The organism is Burkholderia sp. THE68, from assembly GCF_009938265.1.
GTDB lineage: Bacteria > Pseudomonadota > Gammaproteobacteria > Burkholderiales > Burkholderiaceae > Caballeronia.
This window is the reverse complement of record NZ_AP022316.1, coordinates 850,248-863,760: the sequence shown is the minus strand read 5'-3', so window position 1 is coordinate 863,760 and position 13,513 is coordinate 850,248. Positions and strand designations below refer to the sequence as shown.

The following is a 13,513-nucleotide window of genomic DNA, read 5'->3' as shown; positions in this document are numbered from 1 at the left end:
CGCGGTTTCTGGTTGACGGACATCTCCTGCGTTCTCCTGTGTTATCTGCGACGAAAGACCAGACGCTTATATACCACGCGGCACGCCGCGCGAGGATCACGGCATCAGTTGGCCGCCGTTCACGTCGATGATCTGTCCGGTCACATAGCGCGACATCGCTTCGGACGCGAGATAGAGGAACGCGCCGCTGCAATCGTCGGGCTCGCCGATGAAGCCCATCGGAATGGACTTGCGGAACGACTCCAGTTGTTCCGGCGTGGTGAAGCGCTCCTGAAACGGCGTCTGGATCACGCCGGGCGCGACGGCGTTCACGCGAATGCGATCGGGCATCAGTTCCTTCGCCATGCCTTTGGTGATCGTGCTGACGAAGCCCTTCGAGGCCGCGTAGAGCAGCGCGCCCGGGCCGCCGCCGTTGCGCGCCGCAACAGACGTCACGTTGATGATCGAACCGCCGCCGCCCGAGCGCAGCGACGGCAGCGCCGCGCGCGTGAACGCGACGACCGAGCGCGCGTTGATGTGCATGATCTCGTCGAACAGTTCGTCGCTGACGGAGGCGATCGGCTCGCGCTTCACGAGGCTGCCCGCGTTGTTGATGAGCACGTCGAGCTTGCCGAAGCTGTCGACGACCTGCGCGACGGCGGCGTCGATCGCCTTCGAATCGCGCACGTCCGCGCCGACCGTGATCGCCGTGACGCCGAGCGCACGCACGTCCTTCGCGACTTCTTCAGCTTTGTCTTTCGAGCTGTTGTAGTGCACCGCGACATTCGCGCCGTACTGCGCGAACGCGCGGGCCGCCGCCGCGCCGATGCCGGTGCTCGCGCCCGTGATGAGGATCGACTTGCCTTTCAGATCGTGCATGAATGCTCCGTGTGGATGGGAATTGGCAACAAGCAAGAGTATGAAACGAAGCGCGAAAGCGTGTTCGGCGCGTCACTCGGCGGCGAGCAGAACCTCTTCCGGCGCATCGAACGAATAGTGCTCCACGATGCGCTTCACCGAATCGCGGAACGCCGCGACCAGATCCGAACGGATACCGCTGCTCGGATACGACAGCACGTATTCATACTCGATGTCGGTCTCGAACGGCCGCACGACCACGCCGTGCGGGCGCCAGACCTTCGCCGCGAACGGCTCGACGATCGAGATGCCGAGCCCGCCCGCGACCATCGCGTAGCGCGTGTGGGCCGTGTCGGTGAAGACGGTGTAGCGCGGGCGGTCTTCCGTCGAAGAAATCAGCGATTGCTCGGCGTCGTAGGGCTGGCGCGAGTTGGGCAGCCAGCCGATGAGCTTTTCGCCGCGCAAGTCGGCCGGGCGCACGATTTTCTTTTTCGCGAGCTTGTGCGTGGCGGGCATCGCGCACGAGGCGGGCGCCTTGAGCAGCGTCTCCACCTCGATGCCCGCGACCGCCGGGAACGCGAGGCTCAGCGCGACATCGGCCTTGTGGTTCTGCAGGTTCACGAGCACTTCGGGCACCTTCACCGAATCGACCTTGATCGGCACGCCGGGATGCCGCTCGGTGAAATCGGCGAGCACGGGCGGCAGGAGCGTCGTCGCGAGCACGGGCATGCATGCGACGGTGAGGCCATCGGAGGCTTCCTCGCGGATCATGTCGGCGACCTGCTTCAGACGTTCCAGCCCGAGGAAGTTTTCCTCGACGGACTTGTAGAAGCGCAGCCCGGCGGTCGTCGGATTCAGGCGGCCGCCGATGCGCGAAAACAGGCTGAAGCCGAGATCGGCCTCGAGATCGGCGATCAGACGGCTGATCGCGGGTTGGGTCACATGGAGTTTTTTTGCTGCGCCGACACTGGTGCCGGTCATGATGAGGCTGCGAAAAGCCTCGATCTGGCGAAAACGGATCATCTTGCGGACGGCTCGTGAGCGGCTGAGAAAAGTCAAAAAATGCGACGCAATCTTATAGGAAACAAGCACTTGCTGCCGCATCCCTGTGTGCGGGCCCAAAGCTTCGAAGTGCGTTTATCCAACAAATTGAACGAGTATTCGAAAAATTTAGTGTCTATAAGCACATGTGAGTGGCATCCGTCTTATTGATGCGAAATACTCGCCGCCAGCCTGAAGCGCGAATGAAAGCGTCGACGTAAGAAATCCCGCGTCCGGCGCGCGTCGCCAGTGTGTGTGAGCGTAGCGCACCGACAGCAATCAGAAAGCTTTTCGTTAGCTTTGCTAAGTTCGAGCGCGGCTTGTTTATCCTGATTGCGATAAACAGCCGATGCACGAAGACCGCGAACGTCCGCAAGGACAACGAAAAGCACAAGCGATAAACGAGACTAAGAAGGAGGATCCCCATGACGGTTTTTGCCATTTCCCAAGCATCGATCCAGCGCACGAAATTCGCCGCGGCGGCGGCGCTGCTGTCCCTGTCCGCATTGCACGCGTCGGCCGCCATCGTGCCGTCCGGCGTCACGCTCGCCGCGAAGCAGGAACTCGTGCGCAACAACGGCTCCGAGGTCGAGACGCTCGATCCTGCGCTGGTCGAAACCGTAGTGGCGGCCAACGTCGCGCGTGATCTGTTCGAGAGCCTGACCGCCACCGATTCGGACGGAAAAGTAGTGCCGGGTGTCGCGGAAAAGTGGGAGCAGAAGGACTCGACGACCTGGATCTTCCACTTGCGCAAGAGCGCCCGCTGGTCCAATGGCGACGCCGTCACCGCAAACGATTTCGTCTACGGCAGCCAGCGCTTCGTCGACCCGAAAACGGCGTCGTCGTATGCGAGCGTGTTTGGTCCGTTCCTGCAAAACGGCGCGGATATCGTCGCGGGCAAGAAGCCGGCGAGCGCGCTCGGCATGCGCGCCATCGACGCGAACACGATCGAAGTCAAAACTGACGGCCTCGTGCCGTTCCTGCCCGAACTGATGTCGAATCCGAATTTCGGGCCGATTCATCGCGCGACGGTAGAAAAATTCGGCAAGGACTGGACGAAGCCGGGCAATCTCGTCAGCAACGGCGCGTTTCAACTCAAGGACTGGCAGGTCAACAGCAAGCTCGTGCTGACGAAAAACGCGAACTACTGGGACAAGACGAACGTTCAGTTGACGCAGGTCACCTATCTGCCGGTCGAGGACGAAAACACCGACGTCAAGCTGTTCCAGTCCGGCGAAAACGACATGACGTATCAGTTGCCCACAGGCACGTACGCGAAGTACAGCCAGCAATTCCCGAAGGACATCCGCAACTCGCTGATTCTCGGCACGCGCTATTACAGCTTCAACAATCGCGACCCGCTGCTGAAGGATGTGCGCGTGCGCAAGGCGCTTTCGATGGTCATCGACCGCGATCTGCTCGCGCAGCGCGTGACCGCCGACGGCCAGACGCCGCTGTACGGGCTGCTGCCGAAGGGCGTGAGCGGCGCGGACGTATCGAACTACGAATGGTCGGCCTGGCCGATGGCAAAGCGCGTCGAAGAAGCGAAGAAGCTGCTGGAACAGGCGGGCGTGAAGCCGGGCACGCAGCTGCATTTCGCGACCAACACGAGCGACTACAACAAGAAGATGGCGATTTTCGTCGCGTCGGAATGGAAGACGAAGCTCGGCCTCACGATGGACATCGAGTCGATGGAATTCAAGGTGCTGCTCAAGAAGCGTCATAGCGGCGACTACCAGATCGCGCGCAACGGCTGGGTGGCCGACTACAACGACGCGACGACCTTCCTCACGCTCGTGCAATGCAAGTCGGAGCAGAACGACAACTTCAACTGCAGCCCGAAGGCCGACGCGCTCGTCAAGGAAGCGGCCGGAACGGCGGATCTCGCCAAGCGCACGCAGCTGCAGACCCAGGCGGCCAAGATCGTGATGGACGACTATCCGATGCTGCCGCTGCTGCAATACGGCTTGCCGCGTCTCGTGAAGAGCTATGTCGGCGGCTATTCGCTCAAGAACCCGATGGATCACTACGGCAGCAAGGATCTCTACATCGTCAAGCACTGACATTCATCGGTTTCACTGACATTAGCGAAGGGGAACGCTCATGTGGTCCTACACGTTGCGGCGCGTGCTGCTCACGCTGCCGACACTCCTGATCGTCGTGACGATCTGCTACCTGCTGTTGCACGCGACGCCGGGCGGTCCGTTCGACGGCGAGCGCAAGGTGTCCGCGGAAGTGCTCGCGAACCTGCAGGCGAAGTATCACCTCGACGAGCCGCTGTGGAAGCAGTATCTGCTCTATCTCGACGGCCTTCTGCACGGCGATCTCGGCGCGTCGTTCCGTTATGCCGACTGGAGCGTGAACGACCTCGTGCTGCGCGCGCTGCCGGTGTCGCTCACGATCGGCGGCGTGTCGATGCTGCTCGCCATCGTGACCGGCGTCGCGCTCGGCTGCGCGGCGGCCCTGCGCCGCAACAGCATCGCGGACTACGCGCTCATGCTCGTCAGCAACGCGGGCAATGCGTTTCCGTCGTTCGTGCTCGGACCGGTGCTGATCCTCGTCTTCGCGATCCTGCTGAAGTGGCTGCCGGCGGGCGGCTGGAACGACTTCCAGTTGCGCTACATGGCGCTGCCCATCGCGCTGCTCGCGATGATCAACGTCGCGACCGTGGGACGCGTGACGCGCGCGAGCCTGATCGAGGTGCTGAACACGAACTACATCCGCACCGCGCGGGCAAAGGGCTTGCCGATGCACACCATCGTGCTGCGCCACGCGCTCAAGCCGACGCTGATTCCGGTCGTTTCGGTGATCGGGCCGCTCGCGATCTCGTCGATCACGGCGGCGGTCGTCACGGAATCGGTGTTCTCGCTGCCGGGCATCGGCAAGCTGATCGTGAACGGCGCGGCCAATCGCGATTACACGCTCGTGCTCGGCCTCGTCGTGCTGGTGACGGTGGTCGCCGTGCTGCTCAATCTGCTGGTCGACCTTGCGTACGCATGGCTCGATCCGAAAATCCGCTACTGAGAGGGCGCGCGATGAAATCTGCTTCTCTTGCACCCATGCTCGAAAAGGCGGTCGCGGGCCGCAGCCCGTGGCAGGACGCGCGCGCGCGTTTCCTGCGCAACAAGGCCGCCGTCGTGAGCGCAGCCTTGCTCGTGCTGATCACGCTCGCGTGCATCATCGGGCCGTGGCTCTCGCCGAACGCGTTCGATTCCACCGACTGGAACGCGACCGGCACGCCGCCCACGCTCGCGAACTGGCATCTGTTCGGCACCGACGACACCGGCCGCGATCTGCTCGTGCGCTGCCTCGTCGGCGGACGCGTGTCGCTGATGATCGGCGCGCTCGCCACGCTCACGTCGGTCACGCTCGGCATCGTGTGGGGTGCGATCGCGGGCTTCGTCGGCGGGCGCGTCGATAACGCGATGATGCGCGTCGTCGACATGATGTACGCCATTCCGTATCTGCTCATCGCGATCCTGATGGTGACACTGCTCGGCCGCGAGTTCTATCTCGTCGTGATCACCATCACGATCTTCTCGTGGATGGACATGGCCCGCGTCGTGCGCGGCCAGACGCTCTCGATCCGCTCGAAGGAGTACGTCGAGGCGGCGCGCGCGATCGGCGTGCCGACGCGGCGCATCATCGCGCGGCACGTGGTGCCGAATCTGCTCGGCATCGTCGCGATCTACACGACCGTGACCGTGCCCGGCGTCATTCTCACGGAATCGGTGCTGTCGTTTCTCGGTCTCGGCGTGCAGGAACCGATGACGAGCTGGGGCGTGCTGATCCAGGACGGCGTCGGCGTGATGGAATCCGCGCCGTGGATTCTGCTGTTCCCGGCGGCGTTGCTGTCCATCACGCTTTACTGCATCAACTTTGTCGGCGACGGGCTGCGCGACGCGCTCGATCCGAAGGACAGGTGAGCCATGCCGCTACTCGAAGTCAATGATCTGCAGGTCGAATTCAGAACGCACGACGCCGCCGTGCGCGCGGTGAACGGCGTCAACTTCACGCTGGAAGAGGGCGAGACGCTCGGCATCGTCGGCGAATCGGGCTCGGGCAAGAGCCAGAGCGTGCTCGCGATGCTGGGGCTGCTCGCATCGAACGGACGCGCGCGCGGCCGTGCGATGTATCGCGGCGAGAATCTCATCGGCTTGTCGGATCGCGCGATGAACCGGATTCGCGGCAATCGTCTCTCGATGATCTTCCAGGACCCGATGAGTTCGCTCAATCCGTATCTGACGATCGAGCGGCAGATGACCGAAGTGCTGGAACTGCACAAGAACGTCACGCGCCGCGAAGCGAAGAAGCGCGCGATTTCGATGCTCGAAGCCGTGCGGATTCCGGAGGCGGCGCATCGCATCGGGCAGTATCCGCACGAGCTGTCGGGCGGCATGCGCCAGCGCGTGATGATCGCGATGGCCTTGCTGTGCGAGCCCGAAGTGCTGTTCGCCGACGAGCCGACCACCGCGCTCGACGTCACCGTGCAGGCGCAGATCCTGCAATTGCTGCGCAATCTGCAGCATGACTTCGGCACGTCGATCGTGCTGATCACGCACGATCTCGGCGTGGTCGCCGGACTGTGCGAAAAGGTGATGGTGATGTACGGCGGCCGCGTGATGGAGCAGTGCGACGCGGCCACGCTGTTCGCGAAGCCTTCGCATCCGTACACCATCGGTCTTTTGCGCGCGGTGCCGCGACTCGACCACGACGGCGGCGAGCTGACCGGCATTCCCGGCAATCCGCCGAACATGGCGCAGCCGCCGGCGGGCTGTCCGTTTCACGAACGCTGCGCGGACGCCAGCGACGAATGCGCCGTCGATGCGCCTGCGCTGAAGGCCGTCGGACCGGGCTGGCTGCGGGCTTGCCATCGTCCGGTTCATCAGATCACGAAGGAAACGAGCCATGTCTGACGCGACGATTCTTTCCGTGCGCGACATGCGCGTGCATTTTCAGGTGAAGCCGAAGAACCGCCTGCCATGGGCGCCGCGCCGCACGCTGAAGGCGGTCGACGGCGTGAGCTTCGATCTCAAGGCGGGCGAGACGCTCGGCGTCGTCGGCGAATCGGGTTGCGGCAAGTCCACCTTGTCGCGCGCGATCCTGAACCTCATTCCCGCGACCGCCGGCGATATCGTATGGATGGGCGCGAAGCTGTCGGGCGCATCGACGCGCGAATGGCATCGCGTGCGCGGCGATGTGCAGATGATCTTTCAGGACCCGCTCGCGTCGCTCGATCCGCGCATGACGATCGGGCAGATCATCGCGGAGCCGCTCGTCGAGCATCGGCCCGGCTGGACCAAGCGCGAGATCGACGTACGCGTGCGCGCGATGATGGCCAAGGTCGGTTTGCGCGAGCAGATGATCAACCGCTATCCGCACGAGTTCTCGGGCGGGCAGTGCCAGCGCATCGGCATTGCGCGCGCGCTGATCGTCGAGCCGAAGCTCGTCATCTGCGACGAGCCGGTGTCCGCGCTCGATGTGTCGATTCAGGCGCAGATCGTCAACCTGCTCAAGTCGCTGCAGAAGGAGATGAGGCTCGCGCTCATCTTCATCGCGCACGACCTGGCCGTGGTGCGCCACATCTCCGATCGCGTGATGGTGATGTACCTCGGCCGCGTAATGGAGCTCGCGGACAAGCACGCGCTCTACGACACGCCGCGCCATCCGTACACGCGCGCGCTGCTGTCGGCGGTGCCGGTGCCCGATCCGGCGGTCGAGCGCGCCAAGACCGTGCAGATCCTGTCGGGCGATATTCCGAGCCCGATCGATCCGCCTTCGGGCTGCGTGTTCCATACGCGCTGTCCGATGGCGCAGGCGCGCTGCTCGCAAGAAGTGCCCGCGCTGCGCACGCTCGGAACCGATTCGTCCGCGGCGTGCCTGTTTGCGTGAAACGCACGCCGCACTGATAGACAACCCACGACACCAGAGGACACGATTCCCCCGCAATAAATCACACTGACCCATGAGGCGGCCGCGCCGCCTCTGTTGCCCCGTTTGCCAAATCCGCCTGTACACCTCGACGCTTTATCCACGTCGCCGGGTGAGGCTTTTCGCAATCCTTAGTTTCGATCAAGCCGTTAGAAGTTGAATTAAAAAGTGGAGATTTTTTTCGTGAAAAAACAAAAACGTTCACTCGCGCTATCGATTTTGCTGTTCAGTGGTGTCATGGCTGCCGCAGTCGCCGCACACGCCGATGAAACCGATGCCCAGCCGCCTTCGCGCCACACCGAAGCGCCGCCGGATTCGCCGCCCAATACCGAAGCGGACGCGCCGGTGAGCAGCCAGGCGAAATCGAAGGGTTTCATCGAGGACTCGCATCTGAATATCCTCGCGCGTTCCTTCACCGAACATGACGAGTTCAAGGGCGCGGGCAAGAAGGACGCCTGGGTGCTCGGCGCGCAGGCGGTATTCGAATCGGGCTATACGAAGGGGCTGATCGGGCTGGGCGGCGATGTGTCGCTGTTCGGCGCGTTCAAGTTGAACGGCGGCAACGGCGCGGGCAATCGCGTGCACGTCGGCACGGACGGTGGCGGATCGAATCAGCTCGCGTGGGCGTATCCGGGCGTGTGGGACGTAAAGGCGCGCGTGTCGAACACGGTGCTCAAATACGGTCAGCAACTCTTCGACAACCCGTTCCTCGTGCCGCACGACAACCGCGCGCTGCCGCCGACCTATCGCGGCTTCTCGCTCGCGAGCGACGAGATCAAGAATCTGACGCTGAAGGCCGGCACGGTGGACGGCGTCATCGCGCGCGGCATGACGACTGTTACCGGTCTCACGACTGAATACGGCGGCACGCACGTCTCGCAGTTCACGTACTTCGGCGGCGACTGGACGCGCGGCGACGATACCGCGGTTTCGCTGTACGGCAGCGTCGCGAACAACGTGTGGCAGCAGTACTACCTGACGGCGACGCAGAGCATCGGCGATCCGAAGAGCATCCGCTGGACCGGCTCGCTGAACTACTACTACACGGGCGCGATCGGCGACAAGCGGCAGGGTTCGATCGACAACAACGCGTACTCGCTGGCGCTCGCCGGCACGCACGGCGCGCACACGCTGCAGTTCGCGTTCCAGCAGATCGTGAGCGATCAGACCTTCGACTACATGGGCCAGTCGGCGGGCGATTACCTCTCGAATTCGCTCGATGTCGACTACAACCAGCCGCACGAAAAATCCGTGAGCCTGTCGTACACGCTGAACATGAAGGAGTACGGCATGCCGGGCTTCAAGTTCACGCTGTGGAGTGCGTATGGATGGGGCGCGGATGGCAGCTCGATGGCCAACAGCGGCACCGCGCAAGCCGCCAACTACGTGATCAACGGCGAACCGCTGCATGGTACGCACTACGAAATCGGCGTGATCCCGAGTTACACGATCCCCGACGGCAAGTTCAAGAACACGTCTATCAAGTTCTACTACATGCATCATCACAGCAACAGCGCGTACTATCCGGACGGCACCAGCGACGTGTACCGCCTGATGGTCAACGTTCCCGTGAACGTCTTCTGAGAACGGTCAGATACGGCACAGCGTAAACCCTACAAAAATACCAGTTTACATTACGTTTATCTTTCAATTATAAATAGAGGTGCGTGCTGCGGATTGCCATGTCTCGCCACGCTCATCGCCCGGCAGGCCTGTCTCTGCCGGGCTTTTTTTTGTCTGCGCAAAGGCGCGCACTGCAGCTTTCATGCGCTTACGCTGAAAGCTTTCATAAGTGAAAACCCCGTCATTTCTTTCGCTTGACTTACTTGATATATCACATACTGTGTATATGCGACGCGGCATGAAAAAGCGTCGTGGGAGGCGCCGTTCGGCGTCCGAATACACAAGGCAAGCTTGCCAAGGAGACAGGCATGGGAATGAACCAGATGGGCCGCGAAGACAAGGTGTCGCGCCTGGCGTCGCCGTGGGTGCAGTTGGTTTTCGGCGTGATTTGCATGGCGATGATCGCCAACATGCAGTATGGCTGGACACTCTTCGTCAATCCGATCGACGAGAAGTATCACTGGGGTCGCGCGGCCATCCAGGTGGCGTTCACGATCTTCGTCGTGACGGAAACCTGGCTCGTGCCGGTGGAAGGCTATCTCGTCGACAAATACGGGCCCAGGCCCGTCGTGGTCGGCGGCGGCCTGCTATGCGCGATTGCGTGGGCGCTCAACTCGGTGGCGTCGTCGCTGCCGCTGCTGTACTTCGCGGCGGCGGTCGGCGGTGTCGGCGCGGGCGCGGTGTACGGCACGTGCGTCGGCAATGCGCTGAAGTGGTTCCCGGAGCGGCGCGGGCTGGCTGCGGGCATCACGGCGGCGGGCTTCGGGATGGGGTCGGCTGCGACCGTCGTGCCGATCGCGCACATGATCAAGTCGAGCGGCTATGAAGCGACGTTCCTGTGGTTCGGTCTCGGCCAGGGGCTCGTCGTGTTCCTGCTCGGCATGGCGCTGTTTGCGCCGCCCGAGAAGATGATCGCGTCGGTGAAGAGCGCCGTCAAAACGGCGGTCTACAACGCGAGCCCGAAGCAGGTGCTGGCGTCGCCGATCTTCTGGGTCATGTACCTGATGTTCGTGATGATGGCCGCCGGCGGTCTGATGGCGACCGCGCAGCTCGGGCCGATCGCGAAGGACTTCGGCCTGCACGATTCGCCCGTGTCGTTGCTCGGTCTGACGCTCCCCGCGCTGACCTTCGCGCTGACCATCGATCGCGTGCTCAACGGGCTGACGCGGCCGTTCTTCGGCTGGGTATCGGACCGGATCGGGCGGGAGAACACGATGTTCATCGCGTTCGCGATCGAGGCGGTCGGCATCGTCATGCTGTCGAAGTATGGGCACAATCCGGTGGCGTTCGTGGTGCTGACCGGCATCGTGTTCTTCGCGTGGGGCGAGATCTACAGCCTCTTCCCGGCGACGTGCGGCGACACCTTCGGACCGAAGTTCGCGGCGACCAACGCGGGTCTGCTCTACACGGCGAAGGGCACGGCCGCGCTGCTGGTGCCGTTCTCGAGCGTCATCACGTCGATGACGGGGAGCTGGCACGCGGTGTTCATGCTGGCGGCGGGCATGGCGGCGATATCGGCGCTGCTCGCGCTTTTCGTGCTGAAGCCGATGCGCAACGCACATTCGCAGAAGCATGCGCGCGCTACATCGCTGGACATGCCGTATTCGCCCGTGAAGGATTGATGCTCGGGGCGTAATGCCGGCAGGGCGGGCGACCCGGCGTGTCGCCCGTTTCTAGTTATCGAGCTCGCGCTTTCCGCGGCTGCGACTTCTTCATGCGGCGCGCGGGCCGCATGGCGGATGCGCGTTTTGTCGTGCCGCCGGCAGGTAGTCTCCTCGCTCCCTTATCCCCGTGATTCGAGCGATCCCGCGGCAGCAGGATGGGCGTTCAGCGCCGTCGCGCACTACGGCGACGCACGGAACGAGAGCAGATGCCGCCTTGGATTGGACGCGCCGCGATGCACGGCGCAGAAGGCGAGGCGCGGCACGCATGCGTCGATGCTGGCGACCCACACCCGCAAGGCCAGCGCGCAGGCCGGTGCAACGAGAGCGAGAAGTAGCAGACTTACGTGAGCGTTCATGCCTGTCTCCAGTCGATGTCGGTTTTGACTGCCGCCGACGGTTGCCCAATGAACGTAGTGTCCTCGCGAACGGTGCGCGGGCAAACCCGGCACGCGCGGGGGCGGCGCGATTATTCAGGAGATAGACGAAGCGAGCCCTGCATGCGCAGGGACCGCACTTTCAGAACCGCGTTCCGACGCTGCAGCCGCCGAAGCCGCCGCCGTTGGACGCGAAACCGCTGCAGCCGAGCAGGCCGCAGCCGGAGAGCGTGAGGGAAGCGCCGACGAGCAGGGCTGCGGCGCAAAGAATACGAAGGTGTTTCATGGTGACATCGGAATGGGAAAGGGCGGACGCGATTGTCGCGGAAGCCGCCCATTCGGATGTCAAAAAGCGTTGCCGTCTCAACCCGGCTTGCCGTCTTCGCGCGGCCGGGCGAGCGGCGCCGCGTAACTCGCAACGTACAGCGTGAACGCGGCCACCCAGCAGATGCCGGCGGCGAAGATCCATGCCGAATGCCACGACGGCGCGACCAGCGGACCGAACACGCGCAGCGCACCCGCCGCCATCACGAGCGCGTAACACGCGACGTCGCGCCTGTCCGCGACGAGCGGACGGCCCGTATGTCCGCGCGCGGTGCGCGTGATCATCGCGATGATCGCGCCGCCGATCGCGCCGGCTGCGAACGCGTGGATCGCGAGGCTGTGCGGCACGCGCGCCCATCCGAGAGCGGAGAGCGCGAGCATCGCGAAGCCGATTGGCAGCCACGCATACGCGAGATGCAGGATCGCGAGAATAGGGCGTCCGCGTACTGCATAGGAGCGCCAGCCGGTCATGCGCGCGAGATGCATGCCGCACGCCAGCACGGCTAGCGGCGCGACGATCGCGCGATCGAGCGCGAAGGCGTCGGCGAAGAACGCCGCGAGCGTGAGCGGCGCGACCGTCAGTTCGACGAAGCGCCAGCGTCGCGCGACGAAGCCGGGGATCGCGTTGGCGGTGAACATCGGGATCACGCGTCCGCCGATCACGCCGACCAGCAACACGACGATGCCCGCCGATGCGTACACGGTGCGCATCGCGAGATCGGGGCGCGCGTCGATCGAGAAGGCATGGAAGGCGGCGTTCAGCGCGCCGAACGCCAGCAACACGGCAGCGATGAAATAGTTGCGCCGGTTGCCCGCCTTCACGAGCACGCGCAGCAGCAAGAGCGCCGCGACGGGCAGGAACACGCTGTCGACGACCGCAGCCGGCAGCGCCGGTCCGCTCCACACGAGCACGCGGCCCGCGAGCCAGAGCAGTGCGAGCGAGGCGAGCGCCGCGCCTTTCGCGGTATCGCGCCCGGTCCACGCGCGCACCGCCGTCAGCAGAAAGCCGACGACGATCGCCGCCGCGAAACCGAACACCATTTCATGCGCGTGCCAGCCGATCGGGTCCGCGCGCAACAGATAGCCGCCCAAGAGCGGCACGCCCGCGAGCACGAGCAGCCAGATCGTCAGGGCGAGCGCGCCGAACGCCGCGCCGCACAGATAAAACGGCCGAAAGCCGAGATCGAACAGCGCGAGGCGCCGCCGATGTTCAGGCTTTCGCCCTTCCGGCGCTGCGATGAAAACGGCGTTCGGTTCTGCGATCTTCATGACATCCTCACGTTGAAAACATCGCTCCGATCAATGCGGAATCGGCTGCTTGACCGGATCGTTCTCGCCGACGACCGCGAACACGAGCAGCTTCGCCGGTTTCGTCGCGCTCGCATTCTTCGAGACGATGTGATGCGCCCCCGGCGGCTCGTACCACGATTCGCCCGGACCATACGTCTTTGCCGCCGAGCCTTCGAGCTGCGAAGTCACATGGCCTTCCAGCACGTACGCGAAAATCGACCCCGGATGCATATGCGCTTCGGACGCCTGTCCTGGTTTGTACGAGACCGTCGCCATCAGCACGTTCTTGCCGGCGGCTTCCGGAATCGTCTGCTTCATCACCGGCGTGACGACCTCCGCGCCTGTCGTGTCGTGCGCGCCGGCGTTCGCCGCGCCGAGCATCAGCGCGGCCGCGACGACGAAAATCTTGCGCAAGTTCATGTCGATTCC

The 13,513-nt window shown here is 63.7% G+C and carries 13 protein-coding genes; 7 read left to right on the top strand and 6 right to left on the bottom strand.

The features are described 5' to 3' along the window. Positions 1–96: 96 nt before the first annotated feature. Entirely contained in the window at positions 97–858 is a 762-nt protein-coding gene (locus BTHE68_RS17550) for an SDR family NAD(P)-dependent oxidoreductase (RefSeq protein WP_162067569.1), read from the bottom strand. 72 nt (positions 859–930) lie between these two features. Then, entirely contained in the window at positions 931–1,860 is a 930-nt protein-coding gene (locus BTHE68_RS17545; protein ID WP_162067568.1) for a LysR substrate-binding domain-containing protein, read from the bottom strand. A gap of 443 nt (positions 1,861–2,303) precedes the next feature. Here BTHE68_RS17545 and BTHE68_RS17540 point away from each other — a divergent pair, with 443 nt between their 5' ends. From BTHE68_RS17540 to oxlT, 7 genes are all read left to right on the top strand, one after another. After that, complete coding sequence (locus tag BTHE68_RS17540) at positions 2,304–3,941, top strand: peptide ABC transporter substrate-binding protein (RefSeq protein ID WP_162067567.1); 1,638 nt, start codon at positions 2,304–2,306, stop codon at positions 3,939–3,941. Positions 3,942–3,981: 40 nt separating this feature from the next. Further along, complete coding sequence (gene oppB / locus BTHE68_RS17535) at positions 3,982–4,902, top strand: oligopeptide ABC transporter permease OppB (RefSeq protein ID WP_162067566.1); 921 nt, start codon at positions 3,982–3,984, stop codon at positions 4,900–4,902. A gap of 11 nt (positions 4,903–4,913) precedes the next feature. Further along, positions 4,914–5,804 (top strand): ABC transporter permease, encoded by an 891-nt coding sequence (locus tag BTHE68_RS17530; RefSeq protein WP_502710586.1) that lies wholly within the window; start codon positions 4,914–4,916, stop codon positions 5,802–5,804. Between the two features lie 3 nt (positions 5,805–5,807). Next, on the top strand, positions 5,808–6,794 hold the full coding sequence (locus BTHE68_RS17525) for an ABC transporter ATP-binding protein (protein WP_162067565.1): 987 nt from the start codon (positions 5,808–5,810) through the stop codon (positions 6,792–6,794). Then, complete coding sequence (gene oppF / locus BTHE68_RS17520; protein ID WP_162067564.1) at positions 6,787–7,770, top strand: murein tripeptide/oligopeptide ABC transporter ATP binding protein OppF; 984 nt, start codon at positions 6,787–6,789, stop codon at positions 7,768–7,770. The genes BTHE68_RS17525 and oppF overlap by 8 nt, the downstream gene beginning before the upstream one ends. A gap of 222 nt (positions 7,771–7,992) precedes the next feature. Then, complete coding sequence (locus tag BTHE68_RS17515) at positions 7,993–9,393, top strand: OprD family outer membrane porin (RefSeq protein ID WP_162067563.1); 1,401 nt, start codon at positions 7,993–7,995, stop codon at positions 9,391–9,393. Between the two features lie 347 nt (positions 9,394–9,740). Beyond that, the gene (gene oxlT, locus BTHE68_RS17510; protein WP_174258065.1) at positions 9,741–11,054 is read left to right on the top strand and encodes an oxalate/formate MFS antiporter; all 1,314 of its coding nucleotides are present in this window, start codon (positions 9,741–9,743) and stop codon (positions 11,052–11,054) included. 221 nt (positions 11,055–11,275) lie between these two features. On the opposite strand, the gene BTHE68_RS17505 is transcribed toward oxlT, so the two are convergent. The 4 genes from BTHE68_RS17505 to BTHE68_RS17495 all read right to left on the bottom strand — a co-directional run bounded on the left by BTHE68_RS17505 (position 11,276) and on the right by BTHE68_RS17495 (position 13,504). Next, positions 11,276–11,452 (bottom strand): hypothetical protein, encoded by a 177-nt coding sequence (locus BTHE68_RS17505; RefSeq protein ID WP_162067562.1) that lies wholly within the window; start codon positions 11,450–11,452, stop codon positions 11,276–11,278. Positions 11,453–11,612: 160 nt separating this feature from the next. Beyond that, a complete protein-coding gene (locus BTHE68_RS36630) occupies positions 11,613–11,756 on the bottom strand; it encodes a hypothetical protein (protein WP_174258064.1) in 144 nt (47 codons plus the stop codon). Positions 11,757–11,833: 77 nt separating this feature from the next. Further along, complete coding sequence (locus BTHE68_RS17500; protein WP_162067561.1) at positions 11,834–13,063, bottom strand: NnrS family protein; 1,230 nt, start codon at positions 13,061–13,063, stop codon at positions 11,834–11,836. A 30-nt stretch (positions 13,064–13,093) separates the two neighbouring features. Continuing rightward, on the bottom strand, positions 13,094–13,504 hold the full coding sequence (locus BTHE68_RS17495; protein WP_162067560.1) for a cupin domain-containing protein: 411 nt from the start codon (positions 13,502–13,504) through the stop codon (positions 13,094–13,096). Positions 13,505–13,513 lie beyond the last annotated feature (9 nt).